Annotated in this window: 22 protein-coding genes, 2 tRNA genes and 1 pseudogene; 16 read left to right on the forward strand and 9 right to left on the reverse strand. The window is 65.4% G+C overall.

All coding sequences use genetic code 11. From position 1 onward, the window contains the following. Window positions 1-21 precede the first annotated feature (21 nt). A tRNA-Gln gene (locus ACY466_RS07165) sits at window positions 22-92 on the reverse strand. Between the two features lie 163 nt (window positions 93-255). Between ACY466_RS07165 and ACY466_RS07170 the strand changes: the two genes are divergently transcribed. The 9 genes from ACY466_RS07170 to ACY466_RS07210 all read left to right on the forward strand — a co-directional run bounded on the left by ACY466_RS07170 (window position 256) and on the right by ACY466_RS07210 (window position 10,899). After that, window positions 256-900: a TetR/AcrR family transcriptional regulator gene (locus ACY466_RS07170; protein WP_463251054.1), complete on the forward strand. Its 645-nt coding sequence runs from the start codon at window positions 256-258 to the stop codon at window positions 898-900. A gap of 163 nt (window positions 901-1,063) precedes the next feature. Further along, the gene (locus ACY466_RS07175; protein WP_463251056.1) at window positions 1,064-1,708 is read left to right on the forward strand and encodes a ScbR family autoregulator-binding transcription factor; all 645 of its coding nucleotides are present in this window, start codon (window positions 1,064-1,066) and stop codon (window positions 1,706-1,708) included. A gap of 202 nt (window positions 1,709-1,910) precedes the next feature. Next, entirely contained in the window at window positions 1,911-5,525 is a 3,615-nt protein-coding gene (gene mfd, locus ACY466_RS07180) for a transcription-repair coupling factor (RefSeq protein WP_463252169.1), read from the forward strand. A 4-nt stretch (window positions 5,526-5,529) separates the two neighbouring features. Further along, complete coding sequence (locus ACY466_RS07185) at window positions 5,530-6,540, forward strand: nucleoside triphosphate pyrophosphohydrolase (RefSeq protein WP_463251057.1); 1,011 nt, start codon at window positions 5,530-5,532, stop codon at window positions 6,538-6,540. A 56-nt stretch (window positions 6,541-6,596) separates the two neighbouring features. After that, window positions 6,597-7,334: a lytic transglycosylase domain-containing protein gene (locus ACY466_RS07190; RefSeq protein ID WP_463251059.1), complete on the forward strand. Its 738-nt coding sequence runs from the start codon at window positions 6,597-6,599 to the stop codon at window positions 7,332-7,334. A 158-nt stretch (window positions 7,335-7,492) separates the two neighbouring features. Then, window positions 7,493-8,785 carry a phosphopyruvate hydratase gene (gene eno / locus ACY466_RS07195; protein WP_463251061.1) on the forward strand — a complete coding sequence of 431 codons (1,293 nt, stop codon included), beginning with the start codon at window positions 7,493-7,495 and terminating at the stop codon, window positions 8,783-8,785. Window positions 8,786-8,824: 39 nt separating this feature from the next. Then, window positions 8,825-9,397: an FtsB family cell division protein gene (locus tag ACY466_RS07200; RefSeq protein ID WP_463251063.1), complete on the forward strand. Its 573-nt coding sequence runs from the start codon at window positions 8,825-8,827 to the stop codon at window positions 9,395-9,397. 45 nt (window positions 9,398-9,442) lie between these two features. Then, window positions 9,443-9,958, forward strand: a complete 516-nt coding sequence (locus ACY466_RS07205) for a DUF501 domain-containing protein (protein ID WP_463251067.1) — start codon at window positions 9,443-9,445, stop codon at window positions 9,956-9,958. Further along, window positions 9,955-10,899 carry a Ppx/GppA phosphatase family protein gene (locus tag ACY466_RS07210; RefSeq protein WP_463251068.1) on the forward strand — a complete coding sequence of 315 codons (945 nt, stop codon included), beginning with the start codon at window positions 9,955-9,957 and terminating at the stop codon, window positions 10,897-10,899. The genes ACY466_RS07205 and ACY466_RS07210 overlap by 4 nt, the downstream gene beginning before the upstream one ends. On the opposite strand, the gene ACY466_RS07215 is transcribed toward ACY466_RS07210, so the two are convergent. The 5 genes from ACY466_RS07215 to ACY466_RS07235 all read right to left on the reverse strand — a co-directional run bounded on the left by ACY466_RS07215 (window position 10,886) and on the right by ACY466_RS07235 (window position 12,994). After that, window positions 10,886-11,230 carry an MmcQ/YjbR family DNA-binding protein gene (locus ACY466_RS07215; protein ID WP_463251070.1) on the reverse strand — a complete coding sequence of 115 codons (345 nt, stop codon included), beginning with the start codon at window positions 11,228-11,230 and terminating at the stop codon, window positions 10,886-10,888. The two genes, ACY466_RS07210 and ACY466_RS07215, sit on opposite strands and share 14 nt — an antisense overlap. A gap of 23 nt (window positions 11,231-11,253) precedes the next feature. Beyond that, window positions 11,254-11,547, reverse strand: a complete 294-nt coding sequence (locus tag ACY466_RS07220; protein ID WP_463251072.1) for a transcriptional regulator — start codon at window positions 11,545-11,547, stop codon at window positions 11,254-11,256. Next, complete coding sequence (locus ACY466_RS07225; RefSeq protein WP_463251074.1) at window positions 11,544-11,993, reverse strand: hypothetical protein; 450 nt, start codon at window positions 11,991-11,993, stop codon at window positions 11,544-11,546. Before ACY466_RS07225 ends, ACY466_RS07220 begins: the two co-directional genes overlap by 4 nt. A gap of 92 nt (window positions 11,994-12,085) precedes the next feature. Beyond that, a complete protein-coding gene (locus ACY466_RS07230; RefSeq protein WP_463251076.1) occupies window positions 12,086-12,502 on the reverse strand; it encodes a nitroreductase family deazaflavin-dependent oxidoreductase in 417 nt (138 codons plus the stop codon). A gap of 132 nt (window positions 12,503-12,634) precedes the next feature. After that, window positions 12,635-12,994, reverse strand: coding sequence for a TA system antitoxin ParD family protein (locus ACY466_RS07235; protein ID WP_463251078.1), 360 nt, complete (start codon window positions 12,992-12,994; stop codon window positions 12,635-12,637). Between the two features lie 117 nt (window positions 12,995-13,111). Here ACY466_RS07235 and ACY466_RS07240 point away from each other — a divergent pair, with 117 nt between their 5' ends. Together ACY466_RS07240 and ACY466_RS07245 are read left to right on the forward strand one after the other, a co-directional pair. Then, the gene (locus ACY466_RS07240) at window positions 13,112-13,957 is read left to right on the forward strand and encodes a sulfurtransferase (protein ID WP_463251079.1); all 846 of its coding nucleotides are present in this window, start codon (window positions 13,112-13,114) and stop codon (window positions 13,955-13,957) included. 31 nt (window positions 13,958-13,988) lie between these two features. Next, window positions 13,989-14,062 (forward strand) — tRNA-Leu (locus ACY466_RS07245). 1,060 nt (window positions 14,063-15,122) lie between these two features. On the opposite strand, the gene ACY466_RS07250 is transcribed toward ACY466_RS07245, so the two are convergent. Next, on the reverse strand, window positions 15,123-15,992 hold the full coding sequence (locus ACY466_RS07250) for a hypothetical protein (protein ID WP_463251080.1): 870 nt from the start codon (window positions 15,990-15,992) through the stop codon (window positions 15,123-15,125). 127 nt (window positions 15,993-16,119) lie between these two features. Here ACY466_RS07250 and ACY466_RS07255 point away from each other — a divergent pair, with 127 nt between their 5' ends. The 5 genes from ACY466_RS07255 to ACY466_RS07275 all read left to right on the forward strand — a co-directional run bounded on the left by ACY466_RS07255 (window position 16,120) and on the right by ACY466_RS07275 (window position 21,235). Further along, entirely contained in the window at window positions 16,120-16,644 is a 525-nt protein-coding gene (locus ACY466_RS07255; protein WP_463251082.1) for a hypothetical protein, read from the forward strand. After that, window positions 16,641-17,288 carry an RES family NAD+ phosphorylase gene (locus tag ACY466_RS07260; protein ID WP_463251084.1) on the forward strand — a complete coding sequence of 216 codons (648 nt, stop codon included), beginning with the start codon at window positions 16,641-16,643 and terminating at the stop codon, window positions 17,286-17,288. The genes ACY466_RS07255 and ACY466_RS07260 overlap by 4 nt, the downstream gene beginning before the upstream one ends. 45 nt (window positions 17,289-17,333) lie before the next feature. After that, a complete protein-coding gene (locus tag ACY466_RS07265; protein WP_463251087.1) occupies window positions 17,334-18,293 on the forward strand; it encodes a DUF6602 domain-containing protein in 960 nt (319 codons plus the stop codon). Between the two features lie 635 nt (window positions 18,294-18,928). Beyond that, window positions 18,929-19,651: a hypothetical protein gene (locus tag ACY466_RS07270; protein ID WP_463251089.1), complete on the forward strand. Its 723-nt coding sequence runs from the start codon at window positions 18,929-18,931 to the stop codon at window positions 19,649-19,651. A 480-nt stretch (window positions 19,652-20,131) separates the two neighbouring features. Beyond that, window positions 20,132-21,235 (forward strand): hypothetical protein, encoded by a 1,104-nt coding sequence (locus ACY466_RS07275; RefSeq protein WP_463251090.1) that lies wholly within the window; start codon window positions 20,132-20,134, stop codon window positions 21,233-21,235. 222 nt (window positions 21,236-21,457) lie between these two features. Here the strand turns inward: ACY466_RS07275 and ACY466_RS07280 are convergent, their stop codons facing one another. Together ACY466_RS07280 and ACY466_RS07285 are read right to left on the reverse strand one after the other, a co-directional pair. Then, window positions 21,458-22,759 carry a nucleotide-binding domain-containing protein gene (locus ACY466_RS07280; RefSeq protein ID WP_463251093.1) on the reverse strand — a complete coding sequence of 434 codons (1,302 nt, stop codon included), beginning with the start codon at window positions 22,757-22,759 and terminating at the stop codon, window positions 21,458-21,460. Beyond that, a pseudogene (locus ACY466_RS07285) lies at window positions 22,756-23,493 on the reverse strand (SLATT domain-containing protein). The gene ACY466_RS07280 and the pseudogene ACY466_RS07285 overlap by 4 nt, the downstream one beginning before the upstream one ends. Window positions 23,494-23,702: the final 209 nt, after the last annotated feature.

Here is a 23,702-nt window from a genome sequence, read left to right on the forward strand (position 1 = left end):
CGCTGACCGGTCTCACCGCAGCTCCGCCGCCAGGACTCGAACCTGAACTATCTGAACCAAAATCAGAGGTGCTGCCATTACACCACGGCGGATCACAGCCCCGGCCGACGTGCGCCGAGCGGGTCGATCCTCGCACGAAGCCCCCTGCTCCGTAAAACGGATCCGCACGTCCGTGCGCTGCACCGCACGCCGGTGATCGATGTGTCCGGTACCGCTCGACACGGTGTTCCGGTCTCTGCGTGACACAGTGGTGTGATGACGCCGACCACAGGGGAGAGCGGACCGCGCGAACGCGCGGCGAGAATCCGAATGACCGGTACGCAACGGCGCGCTCAACTGGTCGACATCGGCCGGGCTCTGTTCGCCGAACGCGGGTACGAGGCGACGTCCATCGAGGAGATCGCGCAGCGAGCCCAGGTGAGCAAGCCGGTCGTCTACGAGCACTTCGGCGGCAAGGAGGGGCTCTACGCCGTCGTCGTCGACCGGGAGATGTCCACCCTGCTGTCGATGATCACCGCGTCGCTGACCGAGAACCGGTCCCGCGTCCGGGTCGAGCGGGTGGCGCTGGCGCTGCTCACCTACGTCGAGGACCACACCGACGGCTTCCGCATCCTGGTGCGCGATTCGCCCGTCGCGGCCGCCGAGGGCACGTACTCGTCGTTGCTGAACGACGCGGTGAGCCAGGTCGGGCACATCCTGGCCGAGGACTTCTCGCGTCGGGACATCGATCCCGCGCACGCCCAGCTGTACGCGCAGGCCCTGGTGGGAATGGTGTCGATGACGGCGCAATGGTGGCTCGACGATCGGACCCCGCCCAAGGAGGACGTCGCCGCCCACATCGTGAATCTGTGCTGGAACGGGCTGACCCACCTCGAACCGAATCCGCAGCTCGGGACCTGAAACGGCGGTCCGGAGGGCGAGTTCGGTTCGCTTTACGATCTACGTCCCGACGCGACGCGACTCACGGACCGAACGACCGGTGATGGGCTCGGGCTGCAGTCCAGTGGTACCTTTCACGGGTTGTTCACGGATACAAATCCCCGAAAACCTCGAGGCGGATCGCATGGCCAGACAGGCACGTGCCGAGATAACACGCGACACGGTGTTGTCCGGCGCCGCGCACGTATTCCTGCGGCTCGGCTACGCCAACGCGAGCCTCAGCGAGATCATCTCGCAGTCCCAGGTCACCAAGGGCGCGCTGTACTTCCACTTCGGTTCGAAGGAAGAGCTGGCGCGTGCGGTCATCGACGAGGGCGTTCAGCGGCTGACCACGGCCTGCCGCGCCGTCGACGACGGCCGGATCCCGGCCCTCGAGGCCGAGATCGGCGTCTCCTACATCACCGCGGACCTGGCGGTCACGGATCCGATGGTGTCCGCCATGTTCCGGCTCAAGCATCAGATCGGTGACTACCGGGGCACGGGCGAGAACATCCTCGAGACGTGGACCGAGTACCACACGGGCCTGGCCCGACGCGGAATCGACGAGGGCGATCTGTTGAGCGACCTCGACGTGGACGTGACCGGGATGCTGTTCCTCGAACTCATCGTCGGCGCCCACATGGTGGCGGTCGCCACCGACAGCACCACCGAGCTCTCCGGTCGGATGGAGCGGTTGTGGTATTTCCTGCTGCCGTCCCTGGTGCCGAGTCAGAAGCTGGACTATTTCCGGGAGTTCGCCGCTCGCCGTGTGCTGCGCTACGGATCCTGAGTCGGTACATCTACCTGCGTGTCCGCCGGTGTCGGCGCCACCTCCTAGACTGGGGCGTCGCCGCCCGATGAATTTCGGGCGTCTGTGAATCGTCAGGAGTTTGCCGTTGTCCTCCCCGTCCACCCCTGTGCACGACGCCCCACCCGTGGACGCTGACACCTACGCACCGGCCGGTCGGCTGGCCGGTCTGGCCCGCCTCGCGATGACGGATTCGTCGCTGACCGCGGTGACCGACCTCGTCGGCCGGGCGTCGGCGACCCTCGTCGGGCCCGCTCCGGCCCGTCCCTTCGTCGCGGCGGCCATCGCGCGCTCGGCGCCGGTACTCGTCGTCACCGCCACCGGTCGCGAGGCGGACGACCTGACGGCGGAGCTGACCGACATGTTCGGCGGCGCGGTCGCTCAGTTCCCGTCCTGGGAGACGCTGCCCCATGAGCGCCTGTCACCGGGGGCGGACACCGTCGGCCGACGCATCGAGGTACTGCGGCGGCTGGCCCGCCCGGACGACGTCGACTACGGCGTTCCACTGCGCATCATCGTCACCACCGTGCGGTCGGTCCTGCAGCCGATGGCCCGCGGTCTGGGCGAGATCGAGCCGATCGCGCTGCGCGTAGGTACGGAGTTCGACTTCGAGGACCTGCAGAAGCGCCTGGTCGAGCTGGCCTACACGCGCGTGGACATGGTCGGCAAGCGCGGCGAGTTCGCCGTACGCGGTGGCATCCTCGACCTGTTCTCGCCCACCGCCGATCACCCGGTGCGCGTCGAGTTCTGGGGCGACGAGGTCACGGACGTGCGCGCGTTCGCCGTCGCCGATCAGCGGTCCATCCCGGACGTCGAGGTCGACGGCGTGATCGCCCCGCCGTGCCGGGAGATGATCTTGGACGAGCCGGTGCGCGAACGCGCCGCCCGTCTCGCCGCGGACAACCCCACCGACGCGGCCCTGGTGGAAATGCTCGAGAAGATCTCCGCGGGCGTTCCGGTCGAGGGCATGGAGGCGTTGCTGCCCGTGCTGAAGGCCGGCGGCCTCGAACTGCTCACCGACGCGCTTCCTGCAGACGCCCACGTGTTGATCTGCGACCCCGAGAAGGTGCGCACGCGCGCGACGGACCTGGTCCGCACGGGCAAGGAGTTCCTCGAGGCGTCGTGGACGGCGGCGAGTATCGGTGCGTCCGCTCCGCTCGACACGAGTGCGCTCGACACCAGCTCGCTGGCCGCCGACGCGATCGAGGGAGAGTCGCCGGAACTCGATCTGAGCGCGTCGGCCTACCGCTCGCTGCGCCAGGTGCGCGAGAGCGCGGAGGCCGCGGGTCGCCCGTGGTGGACGCTCGGTCCGCTGGCGTCGGGCAGCGACGAGGAGATCGTCCTGCCGATCACGGCGGCCCCGGACGTGCGCGGGTCCGAGGAAGCACTCGCCACCCTGTTCCAGATGTTCGCCGCCCACCTCGCCTCCGGCGGCCGCGTCGCGGTGGTCGTCGCCGGAGCGGGCACGGCCCAGCGCACCGTCGAGCGCCTGCGCGAGGCCGACGTTCCCGCCGCCCACCTCGAGGTGGGGCAGGAGCCGAATCCCGACGCTGTCGGGGTGCTGTGCGGTTCTCTGCACGACGGTCTGGTGCTCACCGACGCCGGACTGGTGGTGATCACGGAAGCCGACCTCACCGGCAACCGCGTCGCCGCGGCCGGCGACGGACGTCGGCTGCCCGCCAAGCGCCGCAACCAAGTGGATCCGTTGGCGCTCACCGCCGGAGACATGGTGGTGCACGATCAGCACGGCATCGGACGCTTCGTCGAGATGGTCGAGCGCACCGTGGGCGGCGCCCGGCGCGAGTACCTCGTCGTCGAGTACGCCCCCAGCAAGCGCGGCCATCCCGGTGACCGGCTGTTCGTGCCCATGGAGTCGCTGGATCAGCTCTCCCGCTACGTCGGCGGCGAGATGCCGAGTCTGAGCAAGCTCGGCGGCTCGGACTGGACCAACACCAAACGCAAGGCGCGCAAGGCCGTTCGCGAGATCGCGGGCGAGCTGGTGCAGCTGTACGCCGCGAGGCAGGCCGCACCCGGCCACGCGTACGGGTCGGACACCCCGTGGCAGAAGGAGATGGAGGACGCGTTCGCGTTCACCGAGACCGTCGATCAGATGACGGTCATCGCCGAGGTCAAGGCGGACATGGAGAAGGCGGTCCCGATGGACCGCGTCGTGATCGGCGACGTGGGATACGGCAAGACCGAGATCGGCGTCCGCGCCGCCTTCAAGGCCGTACAGGACGGAAAGCAGGTCGCCGTCCTCGTCCCCACCACCCTTCTCGCGCAACAGCATCTGCAGACGTTCCACGAGCGCATGGCCAACTTCCCCGTCACGGTCAAGGGGCTCTCGCGGTTCTCGGACGCGGCCGAGTCCAAGGAGACCATGGCCGGTCTCGCCGACGGCACCGTCGACATCGTCGTCGGCACCCACCGCCTGCTGCAGACCGGCGTGCAGTGGAAGGACCTCGGGCTGGTCATCGTGGACGAGGAGCAGCGCTTCGGTGTCGAGCACAAGGAGCACATCAAGGCGCTCCGCACGCACGTCGACGTGCTGACCATGTCGGCCACCCCCATCCCGCGCACGCTCGAGATGAGCATGGCGGGCATCCGCGAGATGTCCACCATCCTCACCCCGCCGGAGGAGCGGCACCCCGTTCTCACCTACGTCGGCGGATACCAGGACAAGCAGGTCGCGGCGGCCATTCGTCGAGAGTTGTTGCGGGACGGGCAGATCTTCTACGTCCACAACCGGGTGAGCAGCATCGACAAGGCCGCCGCTCGCATCCGCAGCCTGGTCCCCGAAGCGCGCGTGGTGGTCGCACACGGGCAGATGAACGAGGACACCCTGGAGAAGACGGTGCAGGGGTTCTGGGAGCGCGAGTTCGACATCCTGGTGTGCACCACCATCATCGAGACCGGCCTCGACATCTCCAACGCGAACACGCTCATCGTGGAGCGTGCGGATTCGCTGGGCCTGTCGCAGTTGCACCAGCTGCGCGGCCGCGTGGGGCGCAGCCGCGACCGCGGGTACGCGTACTTCCTCTATCCGCCGGAGAAGCCGCTCACCGAGACGGCGTACGACCGGTTGGCCACCATCTCGCAGAACTCCGACCTCGGCGCGGGTATGGCCGTGGCGATGAAGGACCTCGAGATTCGCGGCGCCGGCAACGTGCTCGGCGCCGAACAGTCCGGACACGTGGCCGGGGTGGGCTTCGACCTGTACGTGCGACTGGTCGGCGAAGCGGTCGAGGCGTACCGCGCCGTGGCCGACGGTCGCCCGGTCACCACCGACGAGGCGCCCAAGGAGGTGCGCATCGATCTGCCGGTGGACGCGCACATTCCGCCGGACTACGTCACCAGCGACCGTCTGCGGCTCGAGGCCTACCGCAAGCTCGCCGCGGCCCAGAACGACGCGGAGATCGCCGCGGTGATCGAGGAGCTCACCGACCGCTACGGACCGGTGCCGTCCGAGGTCGCCCGCCTGGTGGCGGTGGCCGTTCTGCGCATCCTGTGCCGCTCGTACGGGATCGTCGACGTCACGGTCGCCGGAACGATGGTCAAGATCGCACCCATGGACCTACCGGACTCCAAGCAGTTACGGTTGAAGAGGCTCTACCCCAGCGCGCAGTATCGGGCGACCACCGGAGCGGTGCAGATCCCGATTCCTCGCGTCGCCGGTGGTGGAGTCGGTTCGGCCCGAGTGCGGGACGAGGAGTTGCTGCAGTTCGTCGCCGACGTGCTGCTCGCCCTCGACGGCAAGCCCGCGGGGTCGGTTCGAGTCGAGCAACCGGTGGGGGTGTGAATCGATGACCGTGCTTCTCCTGGATCCGCTTCGCCCCACGATGGTTCCGGTGCAGGCCGTCACGCTCCTCGAGAAACCGGTCGGGTTCACCGAAGAGGTGCCGGTGTCCATCCGGTGGCGACTCACCGGATTCACCTCGGTCGGTGACGACGAGCCCGAGGTGCTCATCAGCACCAGCCGCACCAATCCCGACGTCCAGGAGCGGATCCTGCGCGGCGAGGACGTCATCGAGGTGCCGATTCCCACCGGCGGCAACCTGGCCGAGGCCGTCTTCGTCATGGATCGGCTGCGATCGCTCGGCGGCTGGGAAGCGCAGCAGACGCATCACTCGCTGCGGACCTACCTCCTGGAGGAGACGTACGAGTTGCTCGACGCCATCGAGGCGGGCGATTCCGTGACCATCAAGGAGGAGTTGGGCGATCTTCTGCTCCAGGTCCTCTTCCACGCGCGGATCGCGGCGGACTCGGAGGAGCCGTTCGACATCGACGACGTCGCGGCCGGTCTCGTCGCGAAGCTGACCCACCGCAGCCCGCATCTGTCCGACACGTCCGGCTCACCCGTGGACGTGGCGGCGCAGGAGCGGGCGTGGGAGGAACGCAAGGCCGCGGAGAAGGCCCGAGCGTCGTGTCTGGACGGCGTCGCGATGGCGCAGCCCGCGCTGGCGTTGGCCCAGCAGGTCGCCTCGCGAGCGGTGCGGGCCGGGCTTCCGCACGACTTCGTGCCTCAGGACATGCTGAGCGTTCGGATCGAACTGACCGACGCGCACGGGTCGGAGTCGGCCGAGGACGTCCTGCGCCGCCGGGTCAACGAGTTCGTCGCGGACGTGCGTGCCGCCGAGCGTGCCGCCGCCATGGACGGCATCCCGGCCGGACGCCTCGACAAGCAGGCGTGGACCAAGTACTGGCCCGGCACGGACATGTTCGGCCGCTCGCTCGCCGCCACCGGTACCGAGTCCACCCGCGTCGCGGTCTCGCACCACCGGCCGACGGACGACCGGCAACCGTCGTCGCGTTGACCTGCCTTTTCTGGGCCCTTTAGGTTTCTATTACTCGGGGTCCGCATGATGGGGCCATGACCTTCACTGCTCGCCGCGTCCGTGCGGCCGTCGCGCTCACCGCGGCGGCGGCAGCGGTCGTCGGATGCGGCAGCATCGGCACGCCGCCGGTGGAGGTGCCCGAGGGAATCCCGCCGGGTGCGGGTACCCCGGTCCCCGTCATCGACGTGAACGGGCCGGGCCGGACGGCCGATCTCCTGCGTGACTGGGCCGCCCCCCAGGCCGACGCCCTGGGAATCTCGCCCACGGCCCTCGAGGCGTACGGGCACGCCGCCGCCGTCCTGGCGCAGTCCGCACCGCAGTGCGGTCTGGCGTGGACCACGCTGGCAGGCATCGGATACATCGAATCCCGGCACGGAACCTTCCGCGGCTCGTCCGTACAGCCGGACGGGTCGGTGGTCCCCGAGATCCGCGGCGTCCCACTCGACGGCACCGCCGGCAACGCCGAGATCCGGGACACCGACGGAGGCGCGCTGGACGGGGACACCGTGTTCGACCGCGCGATGGGCCCGATGCAGTTCATCCCCGAGACCTGGCAGCGGTGGGGCGTCGACGCCAACGGCGACGGCATCGCCGATCCGGACAACATCGACGACGCCGCCCTCTCGGCGGGGCGGTACCTGTGCGCACGCGGCGGCGACCTGAACACGCCCGAGGGATGGCAGCAGGCCCTCTTCGCGTACAACCTGTCGCGGGTCTACCTGGTCGACGTTCGGGACGCCGCGTCGGCGTACTCGGTGGGGGTACGCGCGTAGGCAACCCGCTCCACCGAGGTCGGGTGGGGTCTGCGCGTCGGCTGCTGGGTGGGGGGTGTGGCGGTTAGGCTGTCCGGTGAGCCGCGGGCCGTGCTGTGACACGGAACGGCCTGCGCCACCGTCCACACGCCTTCACACCCGGAACTAGGAGTTCATTCGTGGCCATCATCGAACAGGTCGGCGCTCGCGAAATCCTCGACTCCCGTGGCAACCCCACGGTCGAGGTCGAGGTCGCACTCGAAGACGGCACCTTCGCCCGCGCAGCCGTTCCGTCCGGCGCCTCCACCGGCGAGCACGAGGCCGTGGAGCTGCGCGACGGCGGCGATCGCTACCTCGGCAAGGGTGTGCAGAAGGCCGTCGAGGCGGTTCTCGGCGAGCTGGCACCCGCCGTCATCGGCATGGACGCTGCCGATCAGCGTTCCGTCGATCAGGCTCTGCTCGACACCGACGGCACCCCGGACAAGGCCCGCCTCGGCGCCAACGCTCTGCTCGGCGTATCGCTCGCCGTCGCGAAGGCCGCCGCGGACTCCGCGCAGCTCGACCTCTTCCGCTACATCGGTGGACCGAACGCCCACATCCTCCCGGTCCCGATGATGAACATCATCAACGGCGGCGCGCACGCGGACAGCGGCGTCGACGTGCAGGAATTCATGATCGCCCCCATCGGCGCGCCCACGTTCAAGGAAGCGCTGCGCTGGGGCGCCGAGGTGTACCACTCCCTCAAGTCCGTGCTCAAGGCGAAGGGCCTGTCCACCGGCCTCGGTGACGAGGGTGGCTTCGCACCGGACCTGGCCGGCACCAAGGCCGCGCTCGACCTCATCGCGGAGGCCATCGGCAAGACCGGACTGAAGCTCGGCACGGACGTCGGCCTCGCGCTCGACGTCGCTGCCACCGAGTTCTACACGGCCGGAACGGGTTACGCGTTCGAGGGCAGCAACCGTTCGGCCGAGGAGATGTCCGCGTTCTACGCCGACTTGCTCGACGGATACCCGCTCGTCTCCATCGAGGATCCGCTCGACGAGAACGATTGGGACGGCTGGGTCGCCCTCACCGACTCCATCGGCGACCGCGTGCAGATCGTCGGCGACGACCTGTTCGTCACCAACCCCGAGCGGCTCGAGGAAGGCATCAACAAGGGTGCCGCCAACGCACTGTTGGTGAAGGTCAACCAGATCGGCACGCTCACCGAGACCCTCGACGCCGTGGACCTCGCGCACCGGGGCGGCTACCGCACCATGATGAGCCACCGCAGCGGCGAGACCGAGGACACCACGATCGCCGATCTCGCCGTCGCCGTCGGCAGCGGCCAGATCAAGACCGGTGCCCCGGCCCGTAGCGAGCGCGTGGCCAAGTACAACCAGCTGCTGCGCATCGAGGAAGCCCTCGGCGACGCCGCGCGCTACGCCGGTGAGCTGGCCTTCCCCCGTCTCGACTTCGAGACCAAGGCCTGAGCGAACCACGCGCCGACGACGAGTAGGACTGCCGAGTAGATGACCGATCGGGACAAGCATCGCCCCGCCGCGCGCCCGGGTGGCCGGGCGCCGCGGCAGAGCGCGCGTCCCGGTCGGTCGTCGCGGCGCTCGGTGTCCTCCGGCTCGGCCCGTTCCGCGGATGCGGTCGACGACCTCGGTACCGACGGCGCGTCGGTGGTCGGTCGGCGGTCCCGACGCTTCGAGCGTGGAACCGAGCGCACGTTTCTCGGACTGTCCACGGGCAAAGCGGTGATCCTCGCGGTCGTCATCTGCGCGCTGGCTCTGACTCTCGCGGTTCCGTTGCGTACGTACATCTCTCAGCGCGGCGATGCCGCCGAGGTGGCCGCGCAGCAGATCGAGCTCGAGCAGCGGGTCGAAGAACTCGAGATTCGCCGCGAACAGACCGAAGATCCTGCCTACATCACCGCGCAGGCGCGGGAGCGCCTCGGATACGTGATGCCCGGTGAGATTCCGTACCAGGTCCAGTTGCCCGGTGCGCGTGCACGTTCCGACATCGAGAACGATCCGCCGCCGCCTCCGCCCGGCCCCTGGTACAGCGACCTGTGGTCGACCGCGACCACGCCCCGCTGACTGAAGACACCCGTAGTTGCCGACACCGATCGAAAGAGTGCGTAAGTGACCGACGTGTCCGCCGAGGACCTCGAGGCCGTCGCCCGGCAGTTGGGCCGAGAGCCCCGCGGCGTTCTGGAGATCGCGTACCGCACTCCCGACGGGCGTCCCGCCGTGGTCAAGACTGCGCCGAAGCTGCCCGACGGTACGCCGTTCCCCACGCTGTTCTACCTCACGGATCCGCGGCTCACCGCGGAGGCGAGCCGTCAGGAATCGGCCGGCGTGATGCGGGAGATGACCGAGCGTCTCGGGGAGGACGAGGAGTTGGCCGCGCTCTATCGCCGCGCGAACGATGCGTACCTGGCCGAACGCAACGAGATCGAGTCGTTGGGAACCGATTTCACCGGCGGCGGGATGCCCGACCGCGTGAAGTGCCTGCACGTGTTGATGGCGCACTCGCTGGCCAAGGGTCCGGGCGTCAATCCGCTGGGGGACGAGTCCGTCGCACTGGCCGCCGAGGGGCACCTGCGCGGTACCGCGCTGCCCGCGGACTGGCCCACCATCGAGGAGCTGGGCGCATGACGCGCGTCGCCGCCATCGACTGCGGAACCAACTCGATCCGGTTGCTGGTCGCCGACATCGACGAGTCGGGTCTGTCCGACCTCGCTCGCGAGATGCGCGTCGTCCGGCTCGGACAGGGCGTCGATGCCACCGGTTCCTTCGCTCCCGAGGCGATCGATCGCACCGAGGCGGCGTTGACCGAGTACGTGGAGATGATCACCGCGCTGGGTGGGGTGGACGCGGTGCGGATGGTCGCGACGTCCGCGACGCGTGACGCCGCGAACCGCGACGTGTTCTTCGAGATGACTCGCCGCGTGCTCGCACCGGTGTCCTCGGGGGCGGTGGCCGAGGTCATCACCGGGGACGAGGAGGCGCGGTTGTCGTTCGCCGGCGCCGTCGGTGATCTGGACGCGTCCGACGGACCGTTCCTGGTGGTCGACCTCGGCGGTGGTTCGACGGAACTGGTGCTCGGCGACAGTGACGGCGTGCAGGCGGCGTTCTCGGCGAACATCGGCTGCGTTCGCCTGACCGAGCGGTGCCTGCCTACGGATCCGCCGACCCCCGCGGAGATCGTCGATGCGAAGGAGTTCATCGCCGAGCGATTGGCGCCGGCGTTCGATGCCGTCCCCGTGGCTCGGGCCCGCACCTGGGTGGGCGTCGCGGGAACGATGACGACGCTCTCGGCCATCGCGCAAGATCTGCCCGAGTACGATCCGCATCGAATTCACCTCTCGCGCATCGAGTTCGATCAGCTGCACGACGTGTGCGACCGGCTGGTCGCCATGACCCGCGCGGACCGCGCGGCCATCGGATCGATGCACCCGGGCCGGGTGGACGTGATCGGCGGAGGCTCGCTGGTCACCGCGTCGTTGGCAGAGCACATCGGGGCCGAGGCGGGCATCTCGTCCCTCGTGGTCAGTGAGCACGACATCCTCGACGGAATCGCCCTCAGTCTGGTGTAGGTCCGAGCGTGCGCACCGTTGCCGGTGCGCGCACGTCCCACGCCTCGATCAGCAGTTCGCGGAGTTCGTCGGCGTCCACGGCCTCGAGACGGACCAGCACGGTCGGATGGCCGGCGTAATGGTCGGTGGTGAAGAACTTCGCAGCGTCCGAGGCGATCAGCGCGTCCCGGTCCTCCACACTGGGGCGCCACAGCACCAGCACGCCGGGCATCTCGTGGATGCGGGCGAACAGTCTGTCCTTCACTCGGAAGCCGGGGCTGCCGTACGACGGACGCTCGGTCACACCGCGCAGCGACACCGCGATGCGGCGGACATCGTCTTTCGTGGACATACGCATCAGTGTGCCGGGGTCGATCAGGTCTCGCCCACGATACGGCGCAGTTCGGCGACGTGCGCCCGGTACGCGCGCGTGCCCTGCGGGGTCATCGACGCACTGGTCCGCACGCGAGAGTTCGACGTGCTCTTGTGGATTCGGACGTACTCGGCGTCCTCGAGGGTGCGTAACTGCTTGCTCAACACGGACTCGCTGACCCCGATGCTCTCGCGCAGCGTCGCGAAATCCATCGTGGAGACCTCCGCCAGCAGCGCGCAGATCTGCAAGCGATGGGGAGCGTGCACCACCGGATCGAACGCGGGAATCACCGTCATGCGGCGGCCCGAAGATCTCGCGCGTACGCGGCGTCCCACCGGTAGCCGAGCCAGGTGAGGGCAGGCACCGCGACGACGGTCAGCACGAGGCACAGGACGGGCGCGTCGACGACGAATGCGGCCACGAAGGATCCGAGGTACCCGATACCGAACACGGCGCCGGCCCCTACGGCGTACTTTCTGGCCGGGCGGGGAGTGTGCCCGTTGATCCACATGCCCTTCGCGCGCGTGTAGTACCGGATGAGTCCGCTGACGCCGAGCCCCCACGCGACGAACACGGCGGCCAGGATCCACAGATTCTGGAAGAAGGGGGCGGCGATCAGCACGCCGAAGATCAGGCCGTACACGATGTGGTACCCGGGTGGGGAGGCTGCCTGCTCGGCGAGCCTGTCTCGTTGCGCCTGAACGGAGGCCAGGGCGTCGGCGGGGGAGTAGTCGTCGGTCATGGGGTCTCCTCGGTTCACTTTCCGTTATGGAAAGTAAACCACTGACTTTCCATGTTGGCAAGTGATACCGGTCGACCCGCCGACCGTCTCTTTCACACTCGTTCGAGCACCACGATCGGAATCACGCGGTCGGTCTTCGTCTGGTACTCGTCGTAATCCGGCCAGACCTGCGTCATGTGACTCCACATGGCCGGCTTCTCGTCGTCCGTGGCCACCCGTGCCCGGACGGCGAAGCGCTCGTCCTTGATCTGGATCTCCGCATCCGGCGTGTCCTCGAGGTTCAGGAACCACGCGGGCGGTGCGTCGGTGCCGCCCTTCGAGGCGACCACCAGGTAGGCGTTCTCCCACGCACGGAAGATCAGGGCGTGTCGGCGTTCGGTGCCGCTCTTGCGACCCGTGGTGAAGAGGATCAGGATCTCGGTCCCGTGCCAGTGGTACCCATCCTCACCGGCGGTTTCGAGGTAGCGCTCGACGTGGGCATCTCCGTGCAGATCTTCGGCTGTGGTCATGAGATCACGCTACCTCCGGGCGAGTGTGGTCCGGGCGGATCCGGGGTGGGTTCCTGCGCGGTCAGGTCGGCCGGACGACGATGACGTGGAGATGAGCGAGGTTGGGTCCGGCGAGGAGACGCAGCAGCGGCATCAGCCGTGGGCGGGGTGCACGTTGAGATTGCCGTCATCGTCGACTTCCGAGTACGACGCTCCCGTTTCGATGAACTGTGACGCATAGTTCAGCCGGCTTCGACGGGCGGCCGCCCGATCCGACCACTCCTCGCGGACGAGGGCTTGCTCGTGCTCGCCGAGCTCGTCATATGAGCCGGTACCGGCAAGAACCTCGGTGATGGCCCGGTGATTCACCCGCGGTGACATCTCGAGTTCGCGGCCGATCCGTGCCCAGTGTGCGATCTGCTCCGGCACGGTCCGGAAGGTGGCGCGTGCGGCAGCCGCAGCGGACTCGTACACATCGGCCGGCAGTCGCGTCGCTTTGCTGGTCCTGGCCACAGCCCGATGGTAGTACCGTGCCTCGCGTCGGGGAGTCGCCCGCGTTCAGGGGCGGCACGTGGTGGGTTGCTGCACGCATCGCGCACCGGCCGACGTATGCAGGTCTACCCTGACCGCATGGCCACGATCCTTGTCGACGCTGCCGAGCTGAATGTTGCGCTCGCATCCTCCAGTCCGCCTGTGCTGCTGGATGTTCGGTGGGCACTCGGGGCGACGGACGGCTTCGAGAAGTACCTGGAGTCGCACATCCCCGGTGCCGTCTACGTCGACCTGCCGACGGAGCTCGCGGGCAGTGGCGAGGCGACCGATGGGCGTCATCCGCTCCCCGATGTCGCAGATCTGCAGGAGAACGCGCGGCGGTGGGGAATCGACGACGGCGGATCGGTGGTCGTGTACGACGCCACGGGCAATCTCGCTGCGGCCCGTGCGTGGTGGCTGTTGCGTTGGGGAGGGTTCGCCGACGTGCGCCTTCTCGACGGTGGGATCCAGGCATGGCAGCGAGCCGGGTTCGCGACGTCGTCGGGTGAGGAAGTGGCGCGGCGACGCGGGACGGTGACGCTCACCAGCGGCGCGATGCCGACGTTGTCCACCGACGACGCAGCAACCGTGCCCACCACCGGCGTGCTTCTCGATGCCAGGGCGGGGGAGCGGTACCGCGGTGAGGTCGAGCCGATGGATTCCCGCGCCGGCCACATCCCGGGCGCGGTGAGCGCGCCGACGTCGGAGAACCTCACCGATGACGGCACGTTCGCGGACGCCGAGGTCTTGCGAGCGCGGTTCGCGGCGTTGGGGGTCGGGGACGGGGAGTCGGTCGGCGTCTACTGCGGGTCGGGTGTGCACGCCACGCACCAGATCGTCGCGCTCGCGAGGGTCGGTATCGACGCGGCGCTGTACCCCGGCTCGTGGTCGGCGTGGTCCTCCGACCCGGATCGACCGGTGTCTACGGGCAGCAGCCCTCGCTGACCCGGCCCGATACAGTGGCAGCGCAGGTGACGCCCCTATAGCCCAATTGGCAGAGGCAGCGGACTTAAAATCCGCACAGTGTCGGTTCGAGTCCGACTGGGGGCACGTAGGTCCATATGGATCCAGAATTTTGGACCAGGACATCAGTTTTCGGGTGGTATCGTGGCCCTCAGCGGCCAACCACGGATCTGAGTGGACTACTGAGGCAGCGGATTTCAGATCCGCTGATTTGGGCCATTTCTCTCGGCATCATTTGCATCTTTGCAGGTCAGGGACTTGAGACCTGTTTGCTCTGGCGCTCGGTGTCACAACGCTGTCACAACTGCCTTATGCGCATCCAGATGGACGTGAATCGACGTGCGTGGACACGCCAGTTTCTTGCTTCGCCCACCATTGGCTTGATACAGCACGAACTCACGACTCCGACCCGGCCAAAACGCGACCACGGGAGACCGGCGCAGAACCGGCGAGCACACTACTGGTCGAGACATCAAGATCCTCGTCGAGACCGCTAGCAACCCGTGCTGGGACTGGCCGACGTCCTCGAACCCCGCGACGCCGCAATCCTGCTGCGCGGGTTCGACGGCTCATACCGACGCAGTGAAACGTTAGATCAGCATTGCTGCGACATCATCCTGCACTGCGTCGACAGACTGAACATCCGGCAGCGCATGCGCCGGGTGCAGGTCGTCGCCGCCTACGATGTCGGTCGCCACTCTGTCATCAGTGTGCTCTCGGCAAGCATGAGCCGTTCATGGGCATGTGTGCTGTGGGGGAGTGACCCGCACCGCGGCACGGTTCCTCTTGCTGCGGGATGTCGCGAAAAACCTGCAACGTCGGCGCCACACTGCTCGCCGCAGCTGCGATCCACCAAACCGTCCGCCGCCGAGCCGAACATGCCTGCTGCCACCCCATCACCCTAACGACGTAGAGCCGCCACTCGTTGCGTGCCGGGGGGCTGTCACCCAAGGCGCCCGCAACGGCGCTGACGGCCCAGCATTCGCCTGCCAAACCGGACACGCGCGCCCCGACTTCGTCGTGGCCTACCGCCGCGAGCACGCGACACTAGTCGGAAACGGCGTCACGGAAAGCAGTTGCATGCAGACGACCACTGCCACCCAAGAGAGCGGTGTGGTCACCTACCAAGTCGTGCCGGAGGGTTCCCTCATTCGTCCTGGTCTAGCCGACGGATGATATTGGCCAGCAGAATCACCGCGTCGGCGGCAATCCCTGCGTCACGTCGGGTCGCTGTCGCCGAGTGCTTCACTCTGTGAGCTACTACGGCCGACTTCTTAGTCAGGCCGCGGATGTCCTCGTTTTTCTTCCCCGGCAGCGTGTCCTCTATGTAGCGCTCGATCCGCATGTTCGTCTTGTCGACCGGCGGCTCGGTCTCTCCTTCGCGCAGGTGTTTCTCCGCGTCGTAGACAGTTCGGGACAATGCCTCCAACACCCCGACGCAATTCGTTCCCAAGGCGCGGTAATCCTGCGGTGTCGAGGCCATCTGGAATCGCCGGCGCAGCTCTCTAACCTCTTCGTCCACCGCCGGCCACCCCGTCGCGGCCCTCGGTGACGCGGGCTCGGCGAGCGCGTCGAAGCTGCGGTCCTCCAACGCGATCAGCTTGGTGTGCACCGGGTCGAAAAGCTCCGCGACCATTTCCCGTCTCGCCTGCCAGGACCCGTACCCGTCATTTTTGTTCCAATACGTCCGGAAAGTCGTGAAGTTGCGGAACGGGGGTTCGAAATCCACGCTCAGGCGGCCGCACATCGCCTTCATCGCCGTTAGAGCCGCCGACATCTCCTTGTCGGCCAACTGCTCACCGCCGCCGGTTCCGTACGCGGTGAGCTCGTCCTGGAGCAGGTCCGACAGAGCGATCGCGACCTCCAGATCGGACCTACCCGCCACGGAGCCGCGTCGCAACTGGGTCATCATCGCCGTGTCGAACTGCTGCCGGGCAGACGCCGGGTCCCACGGGTCCCCGAACGAGGGAGACGAGCTGAACGACGCGACAGGGGTGAAAAAATCATTGGCGATCACAGACCAAGTGTTCCATTTGCCCCTTACTCGCGTATGACGTCATTTAAAAGGACCCGCGGAGCGTTGACTTGGTTGACGTCATTCGCCATAATCGGGTTGACTTGACTGACAACTGGAAGGACGGTCCGTGAGCACACTCGCCGAGCAGGAGCGCAAGTTGCTCGACCTGCTCACCCACTCGGTCCACCTCACGTTCGCTAATGCTCGCGCATCGGGTGTTCCTGCCGACGTGTTCGCCGACGTCGAGTCGATCGCGCGGTCGATGACCTCGGCGCTGCCGACAAGCCACATCTACGACCAGCTCGTCGGCCCGTTCTACGACACCTCGAGCCTCACCCAATGGTGGGGGGTGAGCCGGCAGGCCGTCGCCAAGGCCGTTTCGACTGGGGCCGTGATCGCATGCCAACTCGACGGCGGCGGCTGGGTGTACCCCACCTGGCAATTCACCGATTCGGGGACGGTCTACCCCGACCTGCTCACCCTGTGGTCGACGCTGCGCGCCGAAGCGGACGCCTGGACCTGCGCAACCTGGCTGCGCAGTCCGCTCGCCGATCTCGACGACCGCAGTGCAGAGAGTTGGGTCGCCGAGGCGCGTCCCATCGAGCCTGTGCTTGAGCTTGCTCGTGTCGACGCGCGTCGGTGGGCGGCGTGACCGGCCGCGATCAGGTCGCCCTGGGTGCGCCGTCGCGGCCACTGGACAAATTCCCATCTTGCGAGCTCACCGCGGCGCAGGCATTGCACCGCGGGCACAGTGCATCGAACGGACCATGGTGGTTCTCGTCCTCGGGCGGTGGCCGCTTCGACCTCACTCCGCCGCGCGGAACCTGCTATCTCGCCTACGACGAGGACACTGCTATTAGAGAGACGGTCGGCGCTCCCCTTGCAGCAAGCGGAGTGATCAGTGCGGAATTCGCCGCGAAACGGCAACTCTCCGCGCTGTCGGTGCCGCACGATCACCACCTGGCCGACACGTCGTCGAAGGAGGCCGCGAACTACGGCATGACCAGGGAACTGGTGTCCATGACTCCGTACTCAGTTCCGCAGGAGTGGGCGTCGACGTTCGATGTCGCTTTCGACGGTCTGCAGTATCAGACCCGGTTCACCACCGGATCGGCGCCGAACGCCGTCGCCCTCTTCTCCGGCGCCGGTGAGTCCACCTGGCCCGTTGACCCAGATCCGGAGCCGTTGGCGACAGCGGCCAGGCGGCACGGTTTCGCTGTGGCGAGTGCGCCGCGGTCGGTGCGGGTCGTTCGGCCGCCGCAACCCCCGCGGAGTACGCACGCCGCCGGCGAGTGACGTGGATATCACTTCTGGTCCCGGATCAAGCAAAGATTGGTACTCGTGACACACCGCCACCACGATTGGCTGACCGATGTAGCGGGTCAGATGCAGCGCGATTTTGAGAGAGCCCACACGGGAGCCTCGAAGTTTGGCGGGGTTCAAGAGTCGGGGCATCACGGTGAGCAGATTTGGGGCCGGTTTCTCGGTGACTGGCTACCGCCGCAATATGAAATAGGATATCGAAAGTATATTCTGTTCGAGACTGATCCCGGAGACGGCTCCGAAGTATCCGCCGAGACAGACATCGTGATATTCCACCCCTCGTATCCGCACGCACTGCGGGGGCGACACGACGTGCTTCTGTCTGGAATCGTGGCGGCGTTCAGCGCGAAACTCACTCTGGACCGAGCGGGGATGGAAGAGGCCGTGAAAGAGGCGGCCAAGGTCAGGCGGGCGGCCAGGCTCCGATCCGGCGACTTGGACGGTAAACTCCTGCCGCCGTTCGTCTATGGCGTTCTGGCGCATACACATTCATGGAAGGCGCCCGCATCCAAGCCGGTCCAGGTGATCACGAAATCGCTTGATGAGCTCGACCTGAAGCTCAGCCTGGAGCCGCGAGAAGCCCTGGACCTGCTGTGTGTAGCGGATCTCAATGTCTGGTCAAAACACACCATGCTGGTCACGCCGCAGATCGCAGCGCAGATGCCGGCCAGCGTAACCGGACCGGACGGACACATTCAGTACGCGTTCTTGAACGTCGGTAATGACGAACTGGCCCAGGATAATAAGGACCTGGCGTTAACGCCGGTGGCATTCCTCATCGGCCTGCTCTACGAAAAGTTGAGCTATTACGATGACTCGTTGTCGGCGATGGCCGACGGGTTCCGAGTCACCGACACGAGTTTCTACGGGTTGTCCCATGCAGGGCGCAACCGCGTGTTTCCGCCCGGCCAGTTCGTCGGGGGTCCGGAGCTGGACGCGTTCGAACAGGGCATGGTGCTGCGCAGGTTCTACTGGTGACATTCGACGCTACCGCCGCCATGCGTACGATCGGTCTCAGAGCATCGTCAGCTGTGCGGGATCGCAGCGCTTGCCCCGCCGCGCGGCTGCGGTGCGGACCGGCGATGGGGAGAACCCGGCTGCCGCCAGAATCGCTGCCCTTATCTCTCGGCGATGTTGCGGCGAAGCAATGAGCGACAAACTTGTTCAGCCAGCGGGTGGGGCCGGGCCGCGGAGCCCCGAGAATGCGATCGGGGAGCCGGTCGAGCAGGACGTCGATCCGGTCTCGCAGAACCTGAGTTGCCTCCGCGATCGCATTGGTGGAGACGGGTGACGGGACATCATGGCGGCCGGTCATTGCTCCACAGGCGCCGTGATGTTCGAATCGTTGCCTGCAGCACCATCGTCTGCGGCGTGCGCCGAAACAATCATCCGGGACGAAATGTGTCGAAAGGCTGCTGATCAATGTGTTGGTAACCCTGCACATTCGATTGCTGCATGTTCTCCTGGGTCCACAACGAAGCACACCTTCACCGGACGTGAAGCCGCGTAGTGCGGCAAGTCAGGCCCCGAAATGATATGGGTGCCACTTCGGAGTACTCTGGGCTTCTTCGCTTGATGTCGATCATTAGGTAGAGTATCAGGGAGATTAGGTAATGAAGGTTGAACACCTCTTCGTCCACACCCTCATCGACATGGATCAGAAGCTGAGGACCAATCCCAGCGAGTACGACCTGTTGAAGGTTTCCGCTCTGCTGCGGCCAATACTGCTGGATAGGCCGCCTCTTCTAGACACCGCGAGCGCCGCCACATCGCTCGCGCCGAAGTTCCGGGTCGTCAAGCCCGGACCGACTCCGATCCCGGCCGACATCAAGAAGCAGATGGACGAAGCGTGGGCGAAGCTCCACGAGACGCGTCCAGAAATCAAGCGTGTGGATACCGCCGTCGCCCTGCGCTTTGATCTCATGACCGGCCAACTCAGCGAGACCGGTAATCCGGGTGACCAGGTAGTAGAGCTGTCGCGTCAAGAATTCCTCAAGGCCAACGTCGGCTTCGTACTGAACGACTTCGATTACTCCGTTGAGAGCATGTTGCGAGTCGCGGCCAACTCCCTTGGCGGTGTCCATAACGACGGAAAGCCGAACCGCGACAAGCATGCTGAGGAACTGCGCCAGTACATGGAGAATGGCGGGGCAATGTGGTGTGGTCGCACAATGCCGGCTGCCATGATATTCGAGATTGCACGCTGTACCCTCCGAGCGTGCAAACCGGTTGCTGACGAAATGGCCCGCCTGGAGCAGTGCTCCGCTGAGACGGACGACTGGGTATGGTCAATAGATGACGACGGCAACGGCACCGTCAGGGGCGAATCGGCGTGAGTCGCGTGTGGTATCTGAAATCACCGTAGCTGTGATCGTCGGTGGCACTGACTTTTTGCGGGTGTGGTGGAATCACAGGTCGGCCTTTCGGTTGGAGCAGTGTAGTTTGAGACGGCAGCGCGGCTCAGATCTTGACAAAAACCCTCGGCGGGCACAGGGTTTGAGGTGGTTACGACGGAGGGTGCGCGGCCGGTCCCCTGATTCATCTGATGAATACACAGTGGTTTATCGGTAACCCCGCATATCAAAACTCGTCGTATTGCCACTGCTCCTGCCCTGGGTGCAGGAGTGGAGATGGCCATGTTCAAACCGTCGGACGGTAACCCTCCATTGCTACGTTCGGAGGCGGGTTCGGCCGCTGACCAAGGGACGGGTGTCGAGATCGGGTGTCGCGGCAGGTAGACCAGACCGTCAAGTCAATCCTGGCAGGAGGTACCGATCTCGACGTCTGAGTCCGGCGTTGTCCGGTCTAATAGAGGCATGACCGTGATCCTTTTCGCCCGCGCAACCAGTGGCTACGTCATTGCATCCGACGGTCGCACGTGTTCGCCGAACTTGCCGAAGCACATCGAGACGGACACCGCCAAGAAGATCCGTTGGTATCGCATCGGGGAGGGTGGTTACGTTACTGCCTCCAGTGGCCGGGCCTGGATCGGTGGCGACCCGATCAGCAAGATCGAGGAGAGGGTCGTAGATCAATTTGGCGGGAGTATTACGAGTCCCGCGCGTTTCGTCGCGCATATCATCGACAAACTCAGGGAGTACAACAGGAATCAGGCGTGTGACTGTGCTTCACGGCATCTTGAGTGTGTATTCCCTACTGAATTTTGCTATGTGTGTGGACCAAATTTCGATTGCGGAAACTGCGACGAGATAGATCCAAATTACGAGTGGATAGAACCGGGCGAGGGCGGGTGTTTGTGCTCGCCCGGCGACGGGCTTTCAGTGTCTACATTTCCCTCGAGTTTTCCGACAGGATGTCGTTGTAAGCCGACTCGTGAGGCTGAACTGTCCTGGCTGTGTGTCCCATTCGGATCTAACGCAGGTGAGGTTGTCAACGCGACCATCTCAAGCGAGTTCGAGCCTGTTGCTGACTACCAGCCCATCCATCAGGACTTCCTGTTGAAAGGAGAGCTGTTATCGGTGCATCGCTTCGATATACCTGTGGTCTCCACGACTAAACAGCGCGTCGACGCAGCGAACAGCGAACCACTGGTTGGTGTCGCCGCCACTGCGGACATAGTGTGGGGCCTGCTCAGGACCGCATATTCTGAGGCGGCCGACAGCGCCACATTGCGATGGCTGGACAAAGAAGATCTGCGGAGTTGCCAAATAGGTATCGATACCGATAGACCTGACATCACAGTGTCTGAATTGGCAACGGCGATAGAGTCTTACAGCAAAATCAGATGCTTGGTTGGTGCTTCGAGCATCGGTGGCACAGCCAGCATAGTAACGATCGACGGCAACAGCGACCCGACGTCTGTGAACACAGTAGACAACTTCGGCTTGCCCGTGACTGTCTGTCCGATCCATCCCGAGGCAGGGGGCCCGTGTCCGCCCGCCGACCAGGATTTCTACTGATGAACCTGCAGAACTAGGCTGGCCGAGTTGCAAGACCAACGCGAACTTTGCTCCGGCCGGCGCGTGCCACGCATCCATCAGCCCTGTACCTCAACACGGATGCGGCACAGGTGCGAGATCTCGGCGGCGAGTTCCGGGTCGTCCGCGACAGCAGAACTCAGCATTCGTGAGCGACGGTGCCTGGCGGGTGCCGCGAGTGCCTTCACATTCGATTGGTGCCGGCTAGATCTCATTCCCGGCTGTCGCGCTGATCGGCACATCGATGCGGTCCCTTGCAACTACGATGCCATCCTGAATGACGTAGCACTCGACCAGGTGCTTGCCGCGGAACGAGGTGCTTTCGTGTCTGCCGTTCACGCGGTTGGGCTCGACGATCTGCCCGCGAATCTTGTTCCGACGCTCGGCTTCGTCGCCTTGGTTGAGCACCTTCCAACGGACGTCATACGGACCCGGGACATCGCACCCGGTGATGGTAAAGTCCAGTCCCTTGTTGGGCAGCAGCAGAGTCTTGGCCCGAAGCAACTCTCGAAGGGATGCTGGACGCCAGCCGTTTTGGGTGACCGTGCAGTCGATCGTGAGCGTGTATCGAATGTCAATCGGGTACTTGTGCTCGACGAACTCTTCGGTGTTGTCGAAAGAGCGTGCTGGTTTGACAACGGTCTCTAGTGGCACTGATGTTCCGAAGATTTCTCGCCACTTTTTGTTCGCCGAGGACTTACCCTCGTCAGTGATTGCTTGGAGGCAGCGGTTATACGCTTTCTTAGCCTTCGGCTGGAATCTCGCCTTGACGTTCACCCGTTGGTTGCTGCCCAACGCCAAGTAGAAGTCCTTGTCCGGTTCCTCCATGAGGAACCGGAAGAAGTCGCGGACCATCAAGTCGAACAACCCGGTGCCGGCCGAGTCGTATTCGTTCGTCTGGGCAAAGAAGCGGTGAACCAGGGTGTCGATGAGCAGGCCGCCCATACCTACGCCGTTAGCGTTTTTCCACGCTCGGGCCATTCTCGCGAGATGGCGCATGTTCGTCGAGGTGCGACCGTTGCACTCCCTTGTCGCCTCGATCTCGGCACGAGGCTTGGTGACCTTCCAACTTTTCGTCACCGTGTCCGGATAGTCGAAACTGCCGTCAGCGTTCGCGAACGTCGGCTGGACCTCGAACTTGAAGGCGTTGCTTTGGAATTGCACGCGCACGACGCACTGATCGACGCGGATGTCAGGGTTCGAGTAGCGTGCCTTCAGGTCCTTCCGGACGCGTTCCAACATTCTCCGCGGGCCAGACTCGTTGTCATAGTCGCCCCGGATGCTCGGAGGAAGGATGTAGATCATGTCGAGATCGGAGACGCCCTTGATGGCGGTGTGACGGCCGTAGGAGCCCACCATCAGCTTGTGGGCGGTGTCACCGTCTTTGGACCGGAAGTCCTTGTTCAGCGACTTGGTGATCTCGTCCCGCCGTGAACCGACCGTGGTCGCCGTGTCGCCGACCTTAAGGTTCGCAAGTAGACCGTCGAAGACCTCGGACGTCTTCACTGCTGCACCTCACCGGGATTGAGGCGAAGTGCTTCGGGGAGGAAGAGGTCGATCTCCCAGGGTGTGAAAGTCATCTCTTCGTTGTGCTTGAGCCCCTTTTGAGCGCGCGTGTAGGCCTTTGCGATTGTCCTAGGCGCATCAGCGTAGGCGGCGCTCGTGGCCTCTTGGAGCTCGTCGCGCCGCGTCCTTGCTTGCTCATCGGAGATGCCACCGGACATCAAGTCGGAGATCAAGGAGATGTAGGACTCACGGACATCCCAGAGCTGGGTGGCAACGACGCCATGAGCGTCGGACTCGTCCGCGAACTTGAAGGTTCTCGCGCCGATGCTCATCCATGTCACAAGAAGCGCAATGGACTACGTCGTCAGGCTGGCCAGGACCGGGCTTCCCAAGAGGCCGACCACTGCGACCAGGAAGGTTCCTGAGCTAATAGCCGTAAGGGCGACAAGGAGTCCCTGCTGCCGTCGGTGCTTCGTGAAGCAGATGTCAGCCTGCTTCTCTTGGGTTTTGTGACTGTAAACCACGCGCCCGAATGCTTCCCGCACCTGAGCAAGCAGGTATGGATCCTGTCCTGTCTGACCCGTGCCGCCAGGCGCTCCCTCGTCCGCCACGCTTCTCCAATCTTCGTCACCCTGCCGGTGCATCCCAGTAGATATCCGCGAATTATGCCAACGGCCACCGACACGAAGGGAAACTCGGATAGCTGTCGGCTGAAAAGTCGCGACGACCTGCATTGTTTGAAAACGCGGTCCATGACGATATCGGTTGGAAAGCGATACGACAGGAGCGCAACAAGAGCGTTACTGGTAACCCGCATTATTCGAGTTCGTCGTGCTATCGGCCGGTGCCGGCAGCGCCGCACTCGGTCATGCGATCAACGGACCCTCGCAACTAGCTCGGTATTGGTGGAGTCCCGGGCCGCTGTGGTAGTCGTCTGCGGTCG

Source organism: Rhodococcus sp. K11/5 (assembly GCF_055193735.1).